The 17984-nt window shown below is 42.4% G+C and carries 7 protein-coding genes; 4 read left to right on the top strand and 3 right to left on the bottom strand.

Annotation, left to right across the window (positions count from 1 at the left end; all coding sequences use genetic code 11):
- Positions 1–655: 655 nt before the first annotated feature.
- Together Q0577_RS24470 and Q0577_RS24465 are read right to left on the bottom strand one after the other, a co-directional pair.
- Positions 656–1858: a FecR domain-containing protein gene (locus Q0577_RS24470; protein WP_298741023.1), complete on the bottom strand. Its 1203-nt coding sequence runs from the start codon at positions 1856–1858 to the stop codon at positions 656–658.
- A 44-nt stretch (positions 1859–1902) separates the two neighbouring features.
- Positions 1903–2460 (bottom strand): sigma-70 family RNA polymerase sigma factor, encoded by a 558-nt coding sequence (locus Q0577_RS24465; protein ID WP_298741021.1) that lies wholly within the window; start codon positions 2458–2460, stop codon positions 1903–1905.
- Between the two features lie 669 nt (positions 2461–3129).
- Between Q0577_RS24465 and Q0577_RS24460 the strand changes: the two genes are divergently transcribed.
- From Q0577_RS24460 to Q0577_RS24450, 3 genes are read left to right on the top strand one after another with little or no spacing between them, the layout of a single operon-like run.
- Positions 3130–6513 (top strand): SusC/RagA family TonB-linked outer membrane protein, encoded by a 3384-nt coding sequence (locus Q0577_RS24460; RefSeq protein WP_298741019.1) that lies wholly within the window; start codon positions 3130–3132, stop codon positions 6511–6513.
- 26 nt (positions 6514–6539) lie between these two features.
- Entirely contained in the window at positions 6540–8018 is a 1479-nt protein-coding gene (locus Q0577_RS24455; RefSeq protein WP_298741017.1) for a RagB/SusD family nutrient uptake outer membrane protein, read from the top strand.
- Positions 8019–8060: 42 nt separating this feature from the next.
- Positions 8061–10745, top strand: a complete 2685-nt coding sequence (locus Q0577_RS24450; protein ID WP_298741015.1) for a sugar-binding domain-containing protein — start codon at positions 8061–8063, stop codon at positions 10743–10745.
- Between the two features lie 60 nt (positions 10746–10805).
- Here Q0577_RS24450 and Q0577_RS24445 read toward each other — a convergent pair whose 3' ends face one another.
- Positions 10806–13496 carry a TonB-dependent receptor gene (locus tag Q0577_RS24445; RefSeq protein ID WP_298741013.1) on the bottom strand — a complete coding sequence of 897 codons (2691 nt, stop codon included), beginning with the start codon at positions 13494–13496 and terminating at the stop codon, positions 10806–10808.
- A 1291-nt stretch (positions 13497–14787) separates the two neighbouring features.
- Between Q0577_RS24445 and Q0577_RS24440 the strand changes: the two genes are divergently transcribed.
- On the top strand, positions 14788–17979 hold the full coding sequence (locus Q0577_RS24440) for an NAD(P)-binding protein (RefSeq protein WP_298741011.1): 3192 nt from the start codon (positions 14788–14790) through the stop codon (positions 17977–17979).
- Positions 17980–17984: the final 5 nt, after the last annotated feature.

The raw sequence follows: 17984 nt of genomic DNA, 5'->3' as shown, positions 1-17984 counted from the left end.
TAAGTTAAAAGCTGGACTTGTTGTTAGAAAGATGGGGTTGGTCGCTGGCTTACAACCATCCTTACGCCGGAGTAACAACCGGATGAAGTTTTCATGATCAAATGCTACATCAATCGGTTTCAGTAACCGGCATAGCCGTGGGATTAAGTTTTTCAAGGGACAAAGGGTTTAGATTCGTTAAGACTTTCATAATGATAGTATTCCTGTTCTTTATTGATCAAAAATCTTCTGCTTTAGAAAAAAAGGCCGTTAGAGAACGGCCTCGAAGCTAGAATCTATTGGTGAAAAAGAATTACCGGCCAATAATTTACCAGCTTCCTGTTCTTTTCCTGACAGCTATCAGGAGAACAGGGGCACTATCTCCTAACATTCGTGTTCGGGAAACTTCTTTCCCAGTAAAAAAGGTTTTCATAGGATAGTATTAAAAGGTATAGGCCAGGAATAGCCCTACCGTTAGGTTTAAAAAAATCTAAATCGAATAAGGCAAATGCATTTTCCTGGTATTTCTACTCTTGCGATAGCAATACCCATCCCTTGAGCATCATATGCATCGGTTTAAAAGTCAAACGCTAAAAGACGGATATAGACCTTCTACTACACAAAAATCATCTCCCTATCCCAATACCTGGGCGTATGATATTAAACTACATTCCCCTTATCGATGCTTAAAATGCAAAATCCCTTCGTGATCAAAATAATAGTCTATTTGCATAATCTGGGACATCTTATCCAGGAAAATAGTAATGGGCTCATTCCTGTTAATGACACCAGTAAAGCGTTCTTGAGCCATATCAGCATCATCTATTATCACTTTAACCCCATACCAGCGCGGCAATACAGACGTTATTTCTTCCAAAGTCGCCTCGGTAAAATAAAACTTCCCCTCCCGCCAGCTCAAAACGTCATCTTTATTGAATTTTCGGGTGATAACCCCTTTATTTTCAGTATATACTGCTTCAATGCCTGGTTTTATGGAGGTCGTTTCACCTGCAGCCTTGAAAAGTACAGCTCCTTCCACCAAGGCCACTTTAACAGTTGTGTCACTATAAGAGTTCACATTGAACGCCGTACCGATGACCTCAATGGAGGTTGGCCCATTCATGTTGGCTGATCGGGAAGTAAAACTGTTTGATAAATGAACAAGGAAAGGCCTCTTGCTATCCTTTGCCACCTTCAGATAGGCTTCTCCGCTAATAGCGATTTCCCTTTTATTGCCGGCAAAGGCAAAGGGGAACAGCAACTTCGTTGCGGAATTCAGCCAAATTTCGCTACCATCCGATAATACAACATGATAATCCCTTCCCACGGGAACTGTTAGGATATTTAACCTATTCAGGCCGCCGCTACCAGCCGGCTGGCCCGAATGGATGGAATAGGATAATGTTTTATTCCTGTTGTTGAGTAACGTGCTACCTAATTGAATACTATCCTGTCCTCCCGAAAGATTTACGGTAACCCCGTTTGCCAGTATCAGATCAACAGTTCTCTCTTGTTTAATAGTGGCCACCGTTGGCTCGTCCTCTTTTTGTAGAGGGTTAGTAATAAAATATACCGTCAGCAAAATTCCGGCTAGTGAAGCAGCCGCCCAGCCCACCAGGCTAAAGATTCTGCTTTTACGCTTACCAGGTCGCTCACTTGTTATGAGTTCCCCGATATTCCCCCAAGACGCGTTGTCAAGGCGGCTCAGGCGGGTTTCAATGTCTTTCGTTGAGAATTTTTCCTTGAATTGCTCCCATTGCTTTCTTACCTCGGGATCATCCGCTATCAGTTGCTCCAGGCGTTGTTCTTCCTCTTCGCTTAATTCTCCAATAAGCTTGCCTGACATCAATTCATATATGTAGTGCTGATCGGGTTGCATAGGCAATTCCTTACTTATAAAACGGGATTTGGCGCTTCGGCGGACTAGTGAGCTAAATTATTTTGTAGAATTTTGCGGATTTCACGGACTGCGGCCACTAGTTGGTTCTTAACGGTATTAGGGCTGGTACCCAGTAAGTTGGCAATTTCATTACGGGACTTATGCTCCAAATAAGTAAGCTCGAATACTTTTGCGCGGCCGGGGGGGATTTGCCGTATGGCCGCGTGTATCTGCAGTTTTAATTCTTTATTTTCCAAATAATTTTCGCTGAAAATAACCGGCAAGTTTTCCTGAATCCGCTGCATTCTATGCCGATGCACCTTTTGGTGTTCAACAAAATCCAGGCACTTATAATAAACAATCTTAATTAGATACCCTTTCACGTTAAACGGAGGTCCAATTTTAAGAAAATGCTGTTTCTCCCAGAAGGCAACGAATATATCTTGCACAAGATCCTGTGCCTCCATTTCATGGTCTTTCTCCAATATACCTATAGCCACCGTTAGTAATTGCTTACGGTACTTAACGAATAAGTCGGAAAGCGCTTCAGCCTGGCCCGCTTTTAGACGCTCCAGTAAAACTATGTCCTCTTGACTTGACATTCTTTACATTCTTTATATGGAAATCCCCCGAATACCCGCCTTAGAGAAGCGGGAAATGCATGCTTCATACACACATGACAGTTAGCGGATACAAAAATATAAATAAAATAATGCCATGCAATCGTTAAAACTGGGTCAAGAGATTACTTTAACCCCTCGCCCCCTGTTAGATAAAACATATTGTGCAAGGTGATCCGCATGATAAGACTACTATTAAAGTAGTCAGCTACCTGCCCCATTAGTTGTCTGTCTTTTGCTTTCACTTAAAAATAGCGTTAAAAATAAAAGTAAAAGGTTAATTATTTCTTAACATCTTTGTTATCGCTTTGTTAATGAGCCCGCCATCCAAATCTTCCTATTTCCAATATAACAGCGAAGCCTATTGTAACTCCTTGATTTTAGCAGACTTTTAATAAAGATTCCTCAGACATTATTTAGATTTAAAAATTGTTAATTAATTGTAAATAATTTAAATAATATTTAGCGTGAAAATACAGGTATTGAATATTGTTCACCATACCGGGCAATGCATTGAAAAATAGCAGTAGCCGAATAGTACGCCGGATTATGAATTCCGGTTATATAAATAGTTGTCATGATGAACGGATGCTTCCCTATACCGGTTTAGCAAGGAACAAACAAAAACTATCAACGCAAAACTAAGAGCTTATGCAATCGCTGCAACTGCTTAGAGGCTGTATTTTCTACAGGCTTCTTATTACCGCCTTTATTTTATCCTTTACCTGTTATGCGAGCAACGCTCAGGCCACCAGTCATAAAGGAGATTTATTTGTTACAATGAAAGGCACTAATATACCTCTAAGGCAGGTATTTAATACCATAAGAGAGCAAACCGGTTATGCAGTTATGTACTCTGTATCATTGACTCAGTTATCCAGCAGCGAAAAAGTAACAGTAAATTTTAACAAAGCCCCCTTGGCCGATGTAATGACTCATTTACTTCGAGGTAAAAATCTGACCTGGTATCTTGAAAAAGAGACGATCTTGATTATTAGAAAGGAGGATGCAGCAAAAAAAAACATAGCTCAAACCAATAACGGTCAGGATACATCTTCCACAGTTTTTGCTGTTACTGGTAAAGTGACCGAAGTTGACGGTGCTCCTATACCGGGTGCCACGGTTTTAGTGAAAGGTACCGAGCAAGGAGCTACAACTGATGCCGATGGGAATTTCAGTTTACCTAATGTAAACCAGAAATCTGTATTACTCATTAGATCAGTTGGATATGAAACTAGAGAAATACCTGTAAAAAGAAGAACCATCCTGGTACAACTGAATGTTGTGGTCAGTGAATTGGATGAAACCGTTGTAATTGCTTACGGCACCACAACTAGAAGATATAGCACTGGTAATATCAGTACCGTCAAAGCAAAGGAAATAGAAAGGCAACCAGTCAATAATCCCTTGCTGGCATTACAGGGACGCGTTCCAGGTCTGCAGATCACACCCACTACCGGCCTTGCAGGGGGGACTGTAAACATACAAATCCGCGGTAAGAATTCGTTAAACTATGCTTCAGAGCCCTTAATTGTAGTAGATGGTCTTCCAGTCATAAATAATATCACAGGTTTAGGCCATGACCAGCTCTCTCAGTTCTCGGCCTTAAGCTTTATCAATCCACATGATATAGAATCAATTGAAGTGCTGAAGGATGCCGATGCAACTTCTATCTATGGGAGCAGGGGAGCCAACGGTGTTATTTTGATCACCACAAAAAAAGGTCAACCTGGTCAAACAAAAGTGGACATAAATGTACAGACTGGTTGGGCAGATGTTCCTAAAAAGATGAAATTATTGAACACAGAGGAATACCTGAAATTACGCAAAGAGGGATATGATAATGCAGGAATTGATTTTATAAACACATTCCCATATGGAGATCCGGCATACACAGATTTAGTTGCGCCAGATCTTTTTGCCTGGGATAAGAACCGGAATATTGACTGGCAGAAAGAGCTGATCGGAGGAACAGCAAGGTACAATGATATGCAGGCCTCCGTTTCCGGTGGAACCAGCCTTGTCCGTTACCAGATTCGCGGCAATTACCATAAGGAAACAACAGTTTTCCCAGGAAATAATGCCGATACGAAAGGAAGCGCACATCTCAGCCTTACTGGAGAATCTCCTAACCAGAAGTTAAATACAACTGTAACAGTAAGCTATATGGCGGACCGGAACACATTACCAGGAATTGATTTTACAAATGAAGCTCTCACACTATCTCCTAACGCTCCGTCTCCCTACAATGCCGATGGTAGTTTGAATTGGGAACCCTTGTCCTCCGGCATAAGTAGCTGGAATAACCCATATGCACAATTGAGCAAAACATATGATGCCAAGGTAAAGAACTTGGTCGCAAGCGGACTTGTCAGCTATCGAGTATTTCCTCATATAACATTAAAGGCACAGGTAGGATATAATGAATTGCGCGGGAACTCATTTAGAAAAGTTGATCCGTTCGCCGGCAAAAAACCGGAGGATATGGCGTCGGAGGCCGGATCAGCTTTTAATACAAGTTATATCAAGAACCTCAGCGTTGAGCCACAGATAAACTATAATGGTCATATTTCGAAGGGAGAACTGGACGCATTGATCGGAGCAAGCTATCAGAGCACAGATGCGGAGAGTGAATTCCTCGTTGCATACGGGTTTACTAACGACGCCTTGTTGTCCAATCTCGCCGCGGCGACAACGTTATGGGCAAGCAACACTTCTTCCCAATATAGGTATTCTGCGTTCTTCGGGCGTTTGAGTTATAATTGGGATAATAAATATTTATTGAGCCTGTCTGCCCGGAGGGACGGTAGTAGTCGCTTTGGTCCTGGTAACCAGTTCGGAAATTTTGGATCAGTAGGTGTTGCCTGGATATTTACACAGGAGAAATTCATGAAGGTAGCAGATAACATCATAAGCTACGGTAAACTACGTTTCAGTTATGGCACCTCCGGCAATGACGGCATCGGTGATTACCAGTATCTTGAAAGATATGAGCCTATTATAGGACTTGATCCTTACCAGGGAGCCAGGGGATACCGGTCCACTGGGCTTTTTAATGCCTATTATGCGTGGGAGGTTACGAAGAAAATGGAGTTTGGATTAGAGACTGGTTTTTTTAAAGAAAGGATATTGCTTAATGCCAGCTATTTCCGGAACCGGTCAAATAACCAGTTGCTAGGCTATCCTGCTCCAACTATGGCCGGGCCTGGAGTCCTGCTTTATAATCTTCCTGCTGTCATCCAAAACATGGGGGTAGAGCTAACATTAACCACGGAAAATATAAAGACCAACAGCCTTCTCTGGTCAACTTCTATCAATTTTACTTCAAATAGGAACAAACTGGTCTCATTCCCCGATTTGGGCAATTCAGCATATTATACTTCTGAAGTTGGCCAGCCGTTTACCGGTATTGCCAGAGTCTATAATTCCGCAGGTGTTGACCCGAATACAGGTCAGTACCAGTTCACAGACACTCAGGGGAAAAATACGTTGAGCCCCGAGGATCCCACAAGAGTGGATGGCGGTCGCTATATCAGGATTATGACATCCCCAAAGTTTTATGGCGGAGTATCGAATACGTTCAGCTATAAAGGGATCAGTCTGGACGTCCACTTTCAGTTTACGAAACAGAACGGCCTGAATCCGTTATCGCCATATCTGCTTATAGCCGGAGTGAGCGCCAGGAATCTACCTGCAGAGTATTTGTTTAGGTGGCAGACACCCGGCGATGTTTCGGACATTCAGAAAATATACGGTGTAGTTAATGATGACTTGATAAATGCCAGTAACAGGTTAATGGAAAGCAATTGGAACTATGTAGATGCATCATTTATCCGGTTAAAGAATGTGTCCCTATCTTATTCTATACCCAAATCATTTAAGCAAAAGCTGCATCTGAACAACATAAGGATTTACTTACAGGGTCAGAATCTATGGACTATTACCAATTATAAGGGACTGGATCCGGAAACACAGTCGATAGGCACATTACCTCCTCTTAGAGTTATAACCGTTGGTGCGAATGTGACGTTTTAATGTATTTATTCTCACAAAACTTCATCATGGACAATAATAACAGATTAAGCAATAGATCAGGCAAGGCGATCCTGCTACATTGGATTTTGGCCTCTTTTTCAATCGTAATGATACCCGTTGCAGGCTGTAAAAAACTGATAGAAGTGGATCCTCCTATACAGGATGTTGTTGGGAGTGATATTTATAGTTCAAATGCAACGGCTGCGTCAGTCCTGACCGGCATCTATTCAGACATGAGCAATTATGGCATATTTACAGGGGTATCTTCTATCGCGGTAAAAACGGGGTTGTCGGCTGACGAGCTTGTATCGGTTACTTCTCCGCCTGACATCTTAAGCGTGTTGTATAGTAATTCTCTAACAAATAACGGAAATGAATTGTTCTGGTCTGACCTGTATGCCTATATATTCCGGACGAATGCTGCAATCGAAGGCATTAGTGCTTCTTCCCAGATAATCACCTCTGTGAAGCAGCAGTTGCTGGGAGAGGCTAGATTTCTACGAGCATTCATGTACTTTTATCTGGTCAATTTTTACGGTGACGTCCCGCTCTTAACAAATACAGATATCAAGGCCAATAGTGTTGCCCCGCGCACAAACAAGGATAAGGTTTATGAGCAGATCATTCAGGACCTTCAGGATGCACAGAATAACTTAAACGAGAATTATGTTGGTGCTGATGGAGTGACTGTAGTTCAAGAGCGTGTACGTCCCAATAAAGCAGCCGCTACGGCATTGCTGGCCCGTGCATACCTTTATACTAATCAGTGGTCTTTAGCTGAACAGGAGGCAAGTAAGCTCATTGCCGCTACATCAAGCTATCAGTTGGAGGCTCCTGAGGCAGTTTTCTTAAGTACCAGCAAAGAGGCGATCTGGCAATTGCAGCCAGTAGCACCTTCTTATAATACCTTGGATGCGGTAGCATTCATATTGGAGGCCATTCCGATGGGCCCGAATTCTTCAAGGCCCGTTTTTCTCAGTAAGAACATATTCAATGCCTTTGAACCGGGTGATACCCGTAAAAACACCTGGATTGACAGTGTAACTGTCGATAACAAAACGTATGCGTACCCGGCCAAGTATAAGGTTTATCTCCCTGATCAGCCACGAACAGAATATCTGACTGTTCTTCGCCTGAGCGAACAATATCTGATCCGTGGTGAGGCCAGGGCACAACAAGGCCGGCTAAATGGACCTAACTCTGCAGAAGAAGATATTAATGCTGTCAGAAGTAGGGCTGGTTTAGGCCCTACTGCAGCAGCCAGTCAGGTTACCATACTAGACGCAATCTTGCAGGAAAAGAAGGTAGAATTTTTTACAGAATGGGGGCACCGTTGGTGTGATCTGAAACGAACGGCAAAGGTTGATGAAGTAATGAACATTGTAGCACCAGCAAAAGGAGGTTCTTGGGCGGCTTATAAAGCTTTATACCCAATTCCTGTACAGGATATACAGCGCAATCCGAGTTTAAAGGGACATCAGAATCCTGGTTACCCGGAACAATGAGGTAGAAATTATTCAAGGATCAAATTTTAAATCATATTATTAATGAAGAAGACTTTAATGGTTATAGCTGCGCTTTCATTTGTTCTCGTTAGGACTTATGCGCAAGATTCTGGTACCATTTGGAAAATGCGACCGTTACATATACCCTCTCGTTGGGCCAAAGATGTTAACCCTGCTAATGCGCTGCATGAATACCCACGCCCACAGATGGTACGTCCAGATTGGATTAACCTGAACGGGATGTGGGAATATGCTATTAAGCCAATTAGTGCATTCAAGCCGGATAAATTTGATGGTAAGATACTGGTGCCTTTCCCGGTAGAATCCGCTCTTTCGGGCGTGATGAAACCGTTAAAACCAGACGAGAATCTTTGGTATAAGAGAAATATCAAGAAGCCTGATTTAGCTGTCAACGAACGCCTGTTGTTGCATTTCGGAGCTGTCGATTGGGAAACGACCGTATTCATAAATGATAAAGAGGTAGGGAAACACAGTGGTGGTTACCAGCGTTTTTATTTTGACATCACTGACTTTCTGAAGGACGGCAACAATGAGCTCTTGGTAAAAGTTTTTGACCCGACCGATCAGGGTCCTAACCCCCACGGGAAGCAGGTTCTGAACCCTGAAAATATTTACTATACCCCCAGTAGTGGTATTTGGCAGACGGTATGGGTTGAAAAAGTACCTAGTATGTATATAGCAGATCTGAAAACTACTCCTGATATTGATAAGGGGATACTGAACGTAACTGTTTATACAGTAGGCGGAGGCCCGAATTCACAAATAAAGGTAACGGCAAAAATAGAAGGGAAGGTGATCAGCCAAGTAACTAGTAATCCGGGAACAGTCATCGCGCTTCCTGTAAAAAATGCACGCCTTTGGTCGCCGGACGATCCTTTCCTCTACGATCTCTCAATCGAGTTAGTGGAGGAAAATACGACTCTGGATAAAGTGGAAAGCTACTTCGGCATGCGGAAGATATCGATCCAGAAGGATGAAAAGGGAGTAGACCGGATTTTCCTGAATAACCGGTATACTTACAACCTGGGAATACTGGATCAGGGCTTCTGGCCAGACGGACTCTACACCGCTCCTACAGACGAGGCTCTTGCATTTGATATTAAGGCTATCAAGGCGATGGGATTTAACACCATCCGGAAACATATAAAAGTGGAGCCCGAAAGGTGGTATTTCCATGCAGACAAGATTGGGATGCTGGTCTGGCAGGATTTTGTGAACCCACCTCATTTGTTACCGGAAGGTGCGACGCAGCACTTTGAGAAAGAAGTAAAGGAAACAATGCAGCAGCTGTCTAGCCATCCCAGTATCGTTACCTGGGTGCTTTTCAATGAGCGATGGGGCGCTTATGATCAGAAAAGGTTGACCGAGTGGGTTAAAGTAAATGATCCCTCCAGACTGGTGAATGGCCACTCCGGGGAGTTGCTCTATGTGGACGAGCAGCTGAGAGCTCCCGCAGACTCACCCTGGGTCAGCAGTGATATGACGGATGTTCATTCCTATCCTGATCCGATGCAGGTGCCTGGGCAACCTGGTAAGGCAAGAGTGCTGGGCGAATTTGGAGGTATCGGTGTTTCGGTTCCGGATCATGAATGGAACGACCTGCAGGGATGGGGATATGTCCAAGGAACCCCAAGTGAGCTGGCAGAGAAGTATAAAATGATGATGGAGCAGTTGAAAAAGCTGGAGGTAGAAGGTTTAAGCGCTTCGATCTATACCCAGCCTTTTGATGTGGAAGGCGAGGAGAACGGCCTGCTTACCTATGACAGGGAAATGATCAAGATGCCGGTAAAGAAGCTCCGCGAACTGAACCAGGCGCTTGTCAAACAGACAAAGATCTTTGAATGGCCCGGCGCTATCGCAAAAGATATCGACATCAATGACACCGATGTCCGTTATGGTGAATTGATAAAACTTTACCAAAAAGAGGGGAATGACTCTTCCTTTTTAAGAAGATTGTTGTTGATGTCTTTCAGAAGTAAAGACAGTGCTAATACTAGGCGATTGACAGACGCTTATTTGAAAAAGGTAAAGAACATCTTCGCTAAGGATAACCTGCTACTACTAAAGCATATCACGCTGTCTACAAAGGACGCGGGGTTTAGAATATTTTCTGAGAACGCCAGTAGGATAGATCAGGTTTTAGGAGTGGATGCCGCTGGGATTGTTGTAAGAAGTCTTATCTGGAACGAATTCAGCCCGGTAATGTTGGACAAGGAGGGAACCGCAAATTATTCCAACCTTGATGCCTCTGATTTTGAAAGGATCAGAAAGCAAATGGTGAGCCTTTATGGCCGCGATGGAGAAAGAGTATTCCTAGTACAGAAAGCGTTCTATTATTATTACCGGTTCCATCAGCATCATACGGGACTAGAAGAGTGGTGTTCCACTAAAGCGAAGATACATGAGTTGTATCCTGAGGAAACATCTGTTTACGATATGAATAATGATGCGTGGCTTTTATTCATAAGCACATCCGACCCGGAGAAACTGGAGATGGCGCTGTCCTGGAGTAGGAAGGTAATCGAAAAGGAGCCGACAGCCAATTATTATGACACCTATGCCAACATTCTTTATAAACTGGGTAGAACCAGAGAAGCTATCCGGATACAAGAGATAGCGCTAACACTGAATCCGGGCAATGGAAGGATTGATGATGTCAAACAGAACCTGGAGAAAATGAGGCGTGGTGTAAAAACTTGGAATTAACACTTCTGCCTGACTATTTTGATCAATAATTATTTTAAGAAGCCGCTGATCAGCGGCTTCTTAATTTCCATCTTCCTTTGGTTTCAGGAGATACGAAAAACTGAGCATAAAAAAACGTCTTAGAACACGGGTTCGCATATCCTCTATGAAATTTTCATTTACAGTACGCCTTACATTCAGGTTCTGGTTCAGTATATCAAATCCCTGTAATTTAATGACCCCTTGTTTGCTTCGGAACAGTTCCTTTGAAATATAAGCATTTAAAAGGGTAGCACCTTGGTTATATCCTTCAGATCGACCGACATTCAAAATGTAGTCAAGGTTGAGACCCGCGGAGAATCCGAGGGGCAATACCCCCCTAACGCTGCAGGAAATATTGTAATTGAAGTAAGCGGTATTATTTTCCTTTGTCAAGTCATACCTTACTCGGTTATAGCTGACACTGGCGCCACCAGAAAGACCAAGGTGCTCTCCGAATGCATAGTTGGCGTCAAAACCCTGCGAAATATTGTAGTTCGTGCTACTCCCCTTTACACCGTTAATATAGTTAACATCTCGCCTGAGTTCAAGTATAGTGTTTGCATTGATAAACGTTTGTTCTCTCTTTAGCGGAAATGTGTTTAGGAGATTAGCATTGATGTTATAGGCTCCACTTATGTTCTGTGGTTGGCTTACCTGTCGCCCTAATGAGTCAAACCAGTTCGCATTAATGATCTTGTTAGTCATGAAGTTCGAAGTGACATTGATTGTGAAATTGCGGAGGGTAGTTGTATTCAATTTGTTGTATGTCATCATTACATTATGTGTAAAGCCAGGTTTCAGATCCGGGTTGCCGAGCTGAATGTATAGCGGGTCCTTATTATCGGGTACGGGCTGCAGTTGTAGAATGTCCGGCTGTTCGGGATTCCCGACATAATTGAAATCCAGTCTGCTGCCTGATACAAATTCATAGTTGAAGGTGGCGGTTGGATAGAAGTTAGTCGTGTTGTTCTGAAAGTGGGTGCGCTGGCTGATGTTGTTGTTGTTCAGGCTGTTTAGTAGCATATTCAGGCCAATGCTATATTTGTACCTAGCCTTCTGAGTACGTATGGCGATACTTGTATGGCAATACTTCGAAATATTGTTAAAAGAATTACTAAGGCTGTCGTTGAAATGGTCATATTCTCCTTTGACGTGGTTATAGTCATAAGTTGACTTCTTTTTTGATGAATAATCCCTCGTGTAAGAGAAGTAGAGGTCAAGAAAGCTGTCTTTAAAAATAGGTTCAGCAAAGAATAAGAGAAAATTTAACACATTGTTTTTGCTACCGGTATTATTATACTGGTTAATAGTATCCAAAATTATCACATCATCAGGTTGTTTAAAGAGATTGTTGGACCTGTTGATGTTGTCCTGATCATTGCTATTATACCTGATATTAAAGGATGCGTTGAATATTCTTCCTTTTTTATGGAATCGTTTGGAGAAAACTAAAGAAGTTGAGAAGTTAGGCGCGGTGGCGTTACTTACATTGTCCAGGTATCCTGCATTCACCATTTCCTGCTTTCCGTTCAGTGATTCGTATTGGTTTTGCTGTTTATTATTGGAAGTCACGTGACTAAAATTACCCGTTAAATTTAGCATGTGCATAGAATCAGGCCTGTACTCCATGAGGACATTCAGCGTCTGTACTGTGTTTTCGTCCTGTGAGTAGCCATGCTGATTATAATAATAAGTAGTATCTGGCAGCATATTTTGGCGATAACTGTCCCATGAGTTGTCAATTTTATCTGTATTTATTATATAACTGCTATTTATTTTCAGTTTGTCATTAATGTCTCTACTATAATTAACGCCACCATTTCTGTTGGTGATAATTCCACCGCCGTTGCCTAATATGCCTTTACTTTCACCATCAATGAACCCGGTATTATTTACATTATTCATGCTTCCCAAAAAAGATAGCTGCTCACTGTCGCTAAACCGGTTTAAGTTTACATTCGACGCAAAACGGTTATCCGTTCCATAGCCAATAGCTGCACGGCCCAGGAAATGACCCTTCCTGTCCTTTTTTATTGTTATATTAATCGTCTTGCCGCGTTCTGATTCTATTCCTGTAAATACCGAAGGATTACCACTTTTGTCTATCAACTGCACTTTATCTATCATGTCTGCAGGCAAATTTCTAGTAGCGATTTTGGGGTCGTTCCCGAAGAATGGTTTCCCGTCAATGAGTAATCTTCTTATAGTTTCTCCATTGAATTTGATAGTCCCGTCATTTTCTACTTGTAATCCTGGTAACTTCTTTAATAATTCTTCTATTACGGCATTTTGACGGATTTTAAAAAATTCAGCATTGAATTCCATCGTATCTTTCTTTATAACTACTGGCGATCTGGCCTTCACTATTTCCACCATTTTCAGGGTTACCCCCGACCTCTGGGTAGCCAGGGTTTCTAGATCGATCAGTGTATCTGCAACCAGAATCTGTAGCAAACGGACTATAGGCCGGTATCCTAGATAAGTAACGTATAATTTATAATTTCCTGTCTTCACTCCCTCCAGAACAAAGATTCCACTTTTATCTGTAAAGCCAGATGTAGCTCGCGTAGAATCTTTGGAATATAGTAATGCCACCGTGGCACCAGCCAAGGGCTGTTGGTTATCCTTATCGACTATACAGCCTTTCACCTGAACTAATTGTTGAGGCTGGGACCATGCGTGGAGAACGCCCGTTGTTACATTCAAAAGGATAATAATCAATAGTTTCATTTTGAGGGAATGTAAGGGCAAAGTAAGTTCAGTATTTTGCCTGCAATTAGATAGCAGTAAGTGTATCTTCTTTAAAAAAGGGGAATTTGTTAATGAGACCACTCTATCAAAACAAGGAGTAAATAGCTAACAAAGATGTAGGGAAAAGGAGAGATCAATAAGTGTAAAGCTAAAGCTAATGGACGTAATAAAAAAGCTCCCGGTCTAAAGAAAACCGGGAGGATAGATTCCTCAAAACTTTAAAACATTAAAGGACCCATTAATCGTTGATTGCAACAATTAATGGAATAACTCCAAAATTACCATTATTTTTCTTTCAACACGTCTATACTACCTAGTAGAACTTTTTGTTATCCCATATATTAAATGGCCAAAGTGACTACAAAAAAAATTCCAAGATGATAACAATCATTACCAGATAGTGTTCTAAATTCGAACAAGTGTTAAAGCCTATTGCAAGGCATGATCCATACAGAAACTCAAAATAGCCGTTATGCTAAAAAGGAAAGTTTATAGCCATCAAAAATATCTGATGACTCATAACTTAGAATGAGAACTTAAATTCTTAGAAAAATATTACCGGTGTGTTTATATTGCAGTGATTTGATTTAGCTTTGTTTTATTGACTAAAGGATAAAGAAGCAAAAGATCAGGCTACTGTTATTTCCATACCAATAACTTGAGCTGAATGATCAAACTTATTGAAACCCTCAAAATAGCATTGCACTATGTTAACTTTAAGTCCAGCGCAAGCTCCAAAGAAAATCCATTGGTATATAGTTTCTCCTATTGCAGACTTTTTACGGAATCAATAGTTGAATCGATATAAGGTCATTCTTATTATTGATTCCGGCAATTGATCTTCCTTAGCTAAAATTGACAAAAATATTTAAGTTTTGAATTTTCCGGTCACAGTGAGCTCAAAACTCACGTGACTAAATTTAGCATTATCTAGTGTCCTGCTTCTTCAGGCAGGACTATATAATAAGTCTATTCGTGTCGCCGGCTGGTACTCCACCAGCGACATTCTGCATAAATAGCTGATATCTGTCAGCATGTTTTTGTTTTTATTCATGGCTGCCACCTCCTCAGCATGGAGGTGGCAGATTTAAACAACAGAGAGATTTCTTGCATGAATGAGTTAAAATCTAATATGCCAATCAGATTTACCCTAATAGTTGTGTTGTATGCCATGTTTGAAAAGCCTATCCATGAGTAAAAGAGTTACGAGTCCTTCAATGGAAATTTCAAGCATCTAATAGTTAACTGATACAGTTTAAAACTTTGAATGATGAGTAAAAAGGCAATAATCATAGGTGCCGGACCGGCAGGGCTCACTGCCGCGTATGAATTACTGAAGAGAACTGATATCACTCCCATTATACTGGAAAAATCGGGAGATATAGGCGGCATTTCCAAAACTGTTAATTATAAAGGCAACCGGATAGATATTGGCGGGCATCGCTTCTTTTCCAAATCGGACCGGGTCATGAACTGGTGGTTCAATATTATGCCGGTGCAAGCTGAGGGGCAAAGCACCTTTAATATCAGCTACCAGCACAAGTCCCGGGAAGTGGATACCGCATCTATTGGGGCAACAGATAACGCGGGGAAAGATCCTGATAAAGTGATGCTGGTACGCAAACGTTTATCCAGGATCTATTTCCTGCGGAAATTCTTTACCTACCCTATTCAACTATCCCTGGACACTCTTGCCAAGCTGGGCCTATGGACCACTATTGCTATTATGTTCTCCTACCTAAAAGCGCAGCTGCTGCCGCGTAAGCCGGAAAAGAACCTGGAGGATTTTATGGTGAACCGATTCGGGCAGGTATTATACAAGCTTTTCTTTAAAGACTATACGGAGAAAGTATGGGGCTTGCCCTGTAATAAGATCAGTGCCGAATGGGGCGCCCAGCGGATCAAAGGTGTGTCCATTAGCAAGGCCATACAGCATGCGGTACAAGCGGCCATGAAGCGTAAGGAAAAGCAAAACAGCAACGATATTTCCCAGAAAGATACCGAAACCAGCCTGATAGAACAGTTCCTGTATCCCAAATTCGGCCCCGGCCAGCTCTGGGAAGAAGTGGCCCGGCAGGTAGAAGAAATGGGCGGACGTATACTGATGCACCACGATGTGAAGCGGATCTATACAAATAATACTAACAACCAGGTGACGGCCATAGCCGCTATCAACAACATCACAGGAGAGACCAGCTACCTGGAAGGCGATTACTTCTTTTCCACCATGCCGGTGCAGGAACTGGTTGGTGGACTGGACGGCGCGGTACCCGATGATGTAAGAGAAATAGCCGCCGGCCTGCAATACCGGGATTTTATTACCGTGGGCATCCTGCTGAAAAAGCTATCCTTTCAGGATAAGAAGACCGGCGAGTGGAAGCCGCTGCAGCTGAAGGACACCTGGATATATATACAGGAAAAAGATGTGAAGGTAGGCAGGCTACAACTGTTCAATAACTGGAGTCCCTTTATGGTAAAAGACCCGGATACAGCCTGGGTAGGCATGGAGTTCTTCTGTAACACGACAGATGATTTCTGGAATAGGACGGATGAGGATATCAAGCAACTAGCCATTACAGAGATGGAAAAGATAGGGCTGGCATCTGCTGCGAATGTGCTGGACACCACTGTGCTGCGTGTGGAAAAGACCTACCCCGCCTACTTTGGCACCTATGAAAGGTTTGATGTGGTGAGGGAATATATAGACCGGTTTGAGAACCTGTTCCTGGTAGGACGTAACGGCATGCACAAGTATAACAACTCCGATCACTCCATGCTAACGGCCATGGTGGCAGTGGATAATATTGCAGCAGGGGTGGTGTCCAAAGCGAACATATGGTCTATTAATACGGAGCAGGAATATCATGAAGAGAAAGCCACAGCAAATGCCGGGGAAGAGGTCCAGCAGGAACAAACTGTATTACAACCGTCATGGAGCCATGGGCTCAAGGATTTCCTGTTTAAAAACCCGGTAAATAGGTGGTTCTTCTGGATAGGTGTACTAGGATCGCTACTGCAGTTCATTGTTTTCAAGTTCTTTTATCCTTATGCCGGATTCATCAATGGAGATTCCTACGTGTATCTTGAGACGGCGTATCATAATATGGATATCAACACTTATCCCATTGGTTATTCAAAGTTCTTGAGGATGTTCAGCGTATTCACCAAATCGGATACAGCACTGGTCGCTTTCCAGTATTTTCTTTTGCAAGCCAGCATCCTGTCTTTCGTTTTTACACTATTCCACTTCTTTAAACCGGGAAAGGTAACCAAGATATTGTTGTTTGGGATAATGCTGTTCAATCCTATATTCTTATATCTGAGCAACTATGTATCGAGTGATGCTATTTTCATTTCCCTTAGCTTAATTTGGTTCACCCAGTTGCTCTGGATAATATACAAACCTACGGCGAAACTGTTATTAATAAATGCGGTCATATTATTCTTATGTTTCACTGTAAGATACAATGCTTTATATTATCCTGTGGTTACAATAATAGCGCTGCTGTTGTCCAAACAGCGGGTACTGATAAAGGTTTCGGGTTTTGCATTAAGTATTGTATTGATTGCCGGATTTGTTCAGTTCACCAGCAGCAAATATTATGAGTTGATAGGGAAACGGGAATTTTCTCCGTTCAGCGGATGGCAGCTGGCGAACAATGCCATGTACGCTTACCGGTATGTAGACGGCAGTGATGTCAAGCCGGTGCCTCCCCGGTTCAAACAGATCGACAAGATGGTACGCACCTATTTTGATACCACCCGCGATGTGAAAAAATACCCACATGAGCAGTGGCTGGCTAGTACTGTATATATGTGGTCTGACTTTTCGCCCTTGCAGCAATACATGCACAAACAGTTCGAAAAGGACTCAACGGCCGGGATCTTACAGCGATGGGCTACAGTAGCGCCGTTGTATGCTGATTATGGTACATACCTGATAAAGCAGTATCCTGTAGAATTTGCAAAGTACTATCTGTGGCCTAATGCCGTAAAATATTATGCGCCGCCGGTTGAATTCCTGGAGAGCTACAGCACAGGAGTAGATACTGTGTTGCAGATAGCACAGGTATGGTTTGGCTATAAAAGTAATCGGTTGAAAAGTTACTTTAAGGATCCCAAGATTACAGTGCTTAATTTCTACCCGATAATGACCGGTATCGTCAACGCTGTTTTCATAGTAGTGGTCGCAGGATTTTTGTTTCTCCAGGGGCATAAAAGATATCCACAATTTAAAATTGCCTTATTTCTGCTGGCTGGATTCTGGTTGATAAATTTTGGGTTCAGCGTATTTGCTTCGCCCATTGCACTGAGGTTCCAGCTATTCCCTATGCTGGTCTTTCTATCCTTTTCATTCTTGATCATAGAATATATTGTTGAAGAGGCAAGAGGAAAGACCATTAATGGCGTACAAATGGGTAATGTTCAGTTGGAAGCTCCAAAGTTGGAATATGGGGTCTAAAGACC

The sequence above is a fragment of the uncultured Chitinophaga sp. genome, assembly GCF_937898475.1.
Taxonomy (GTDB): Bacteria; Bacteroidota; Bacteroidia; order Chitinophagales; family Chitinophagaceae; genus Chitinophaga.
The sequence above is the reverse complement of the archived record's forward strand: the minus strand, read 5'-3'. Positions and strand labels throughout refer to the sequence as shown.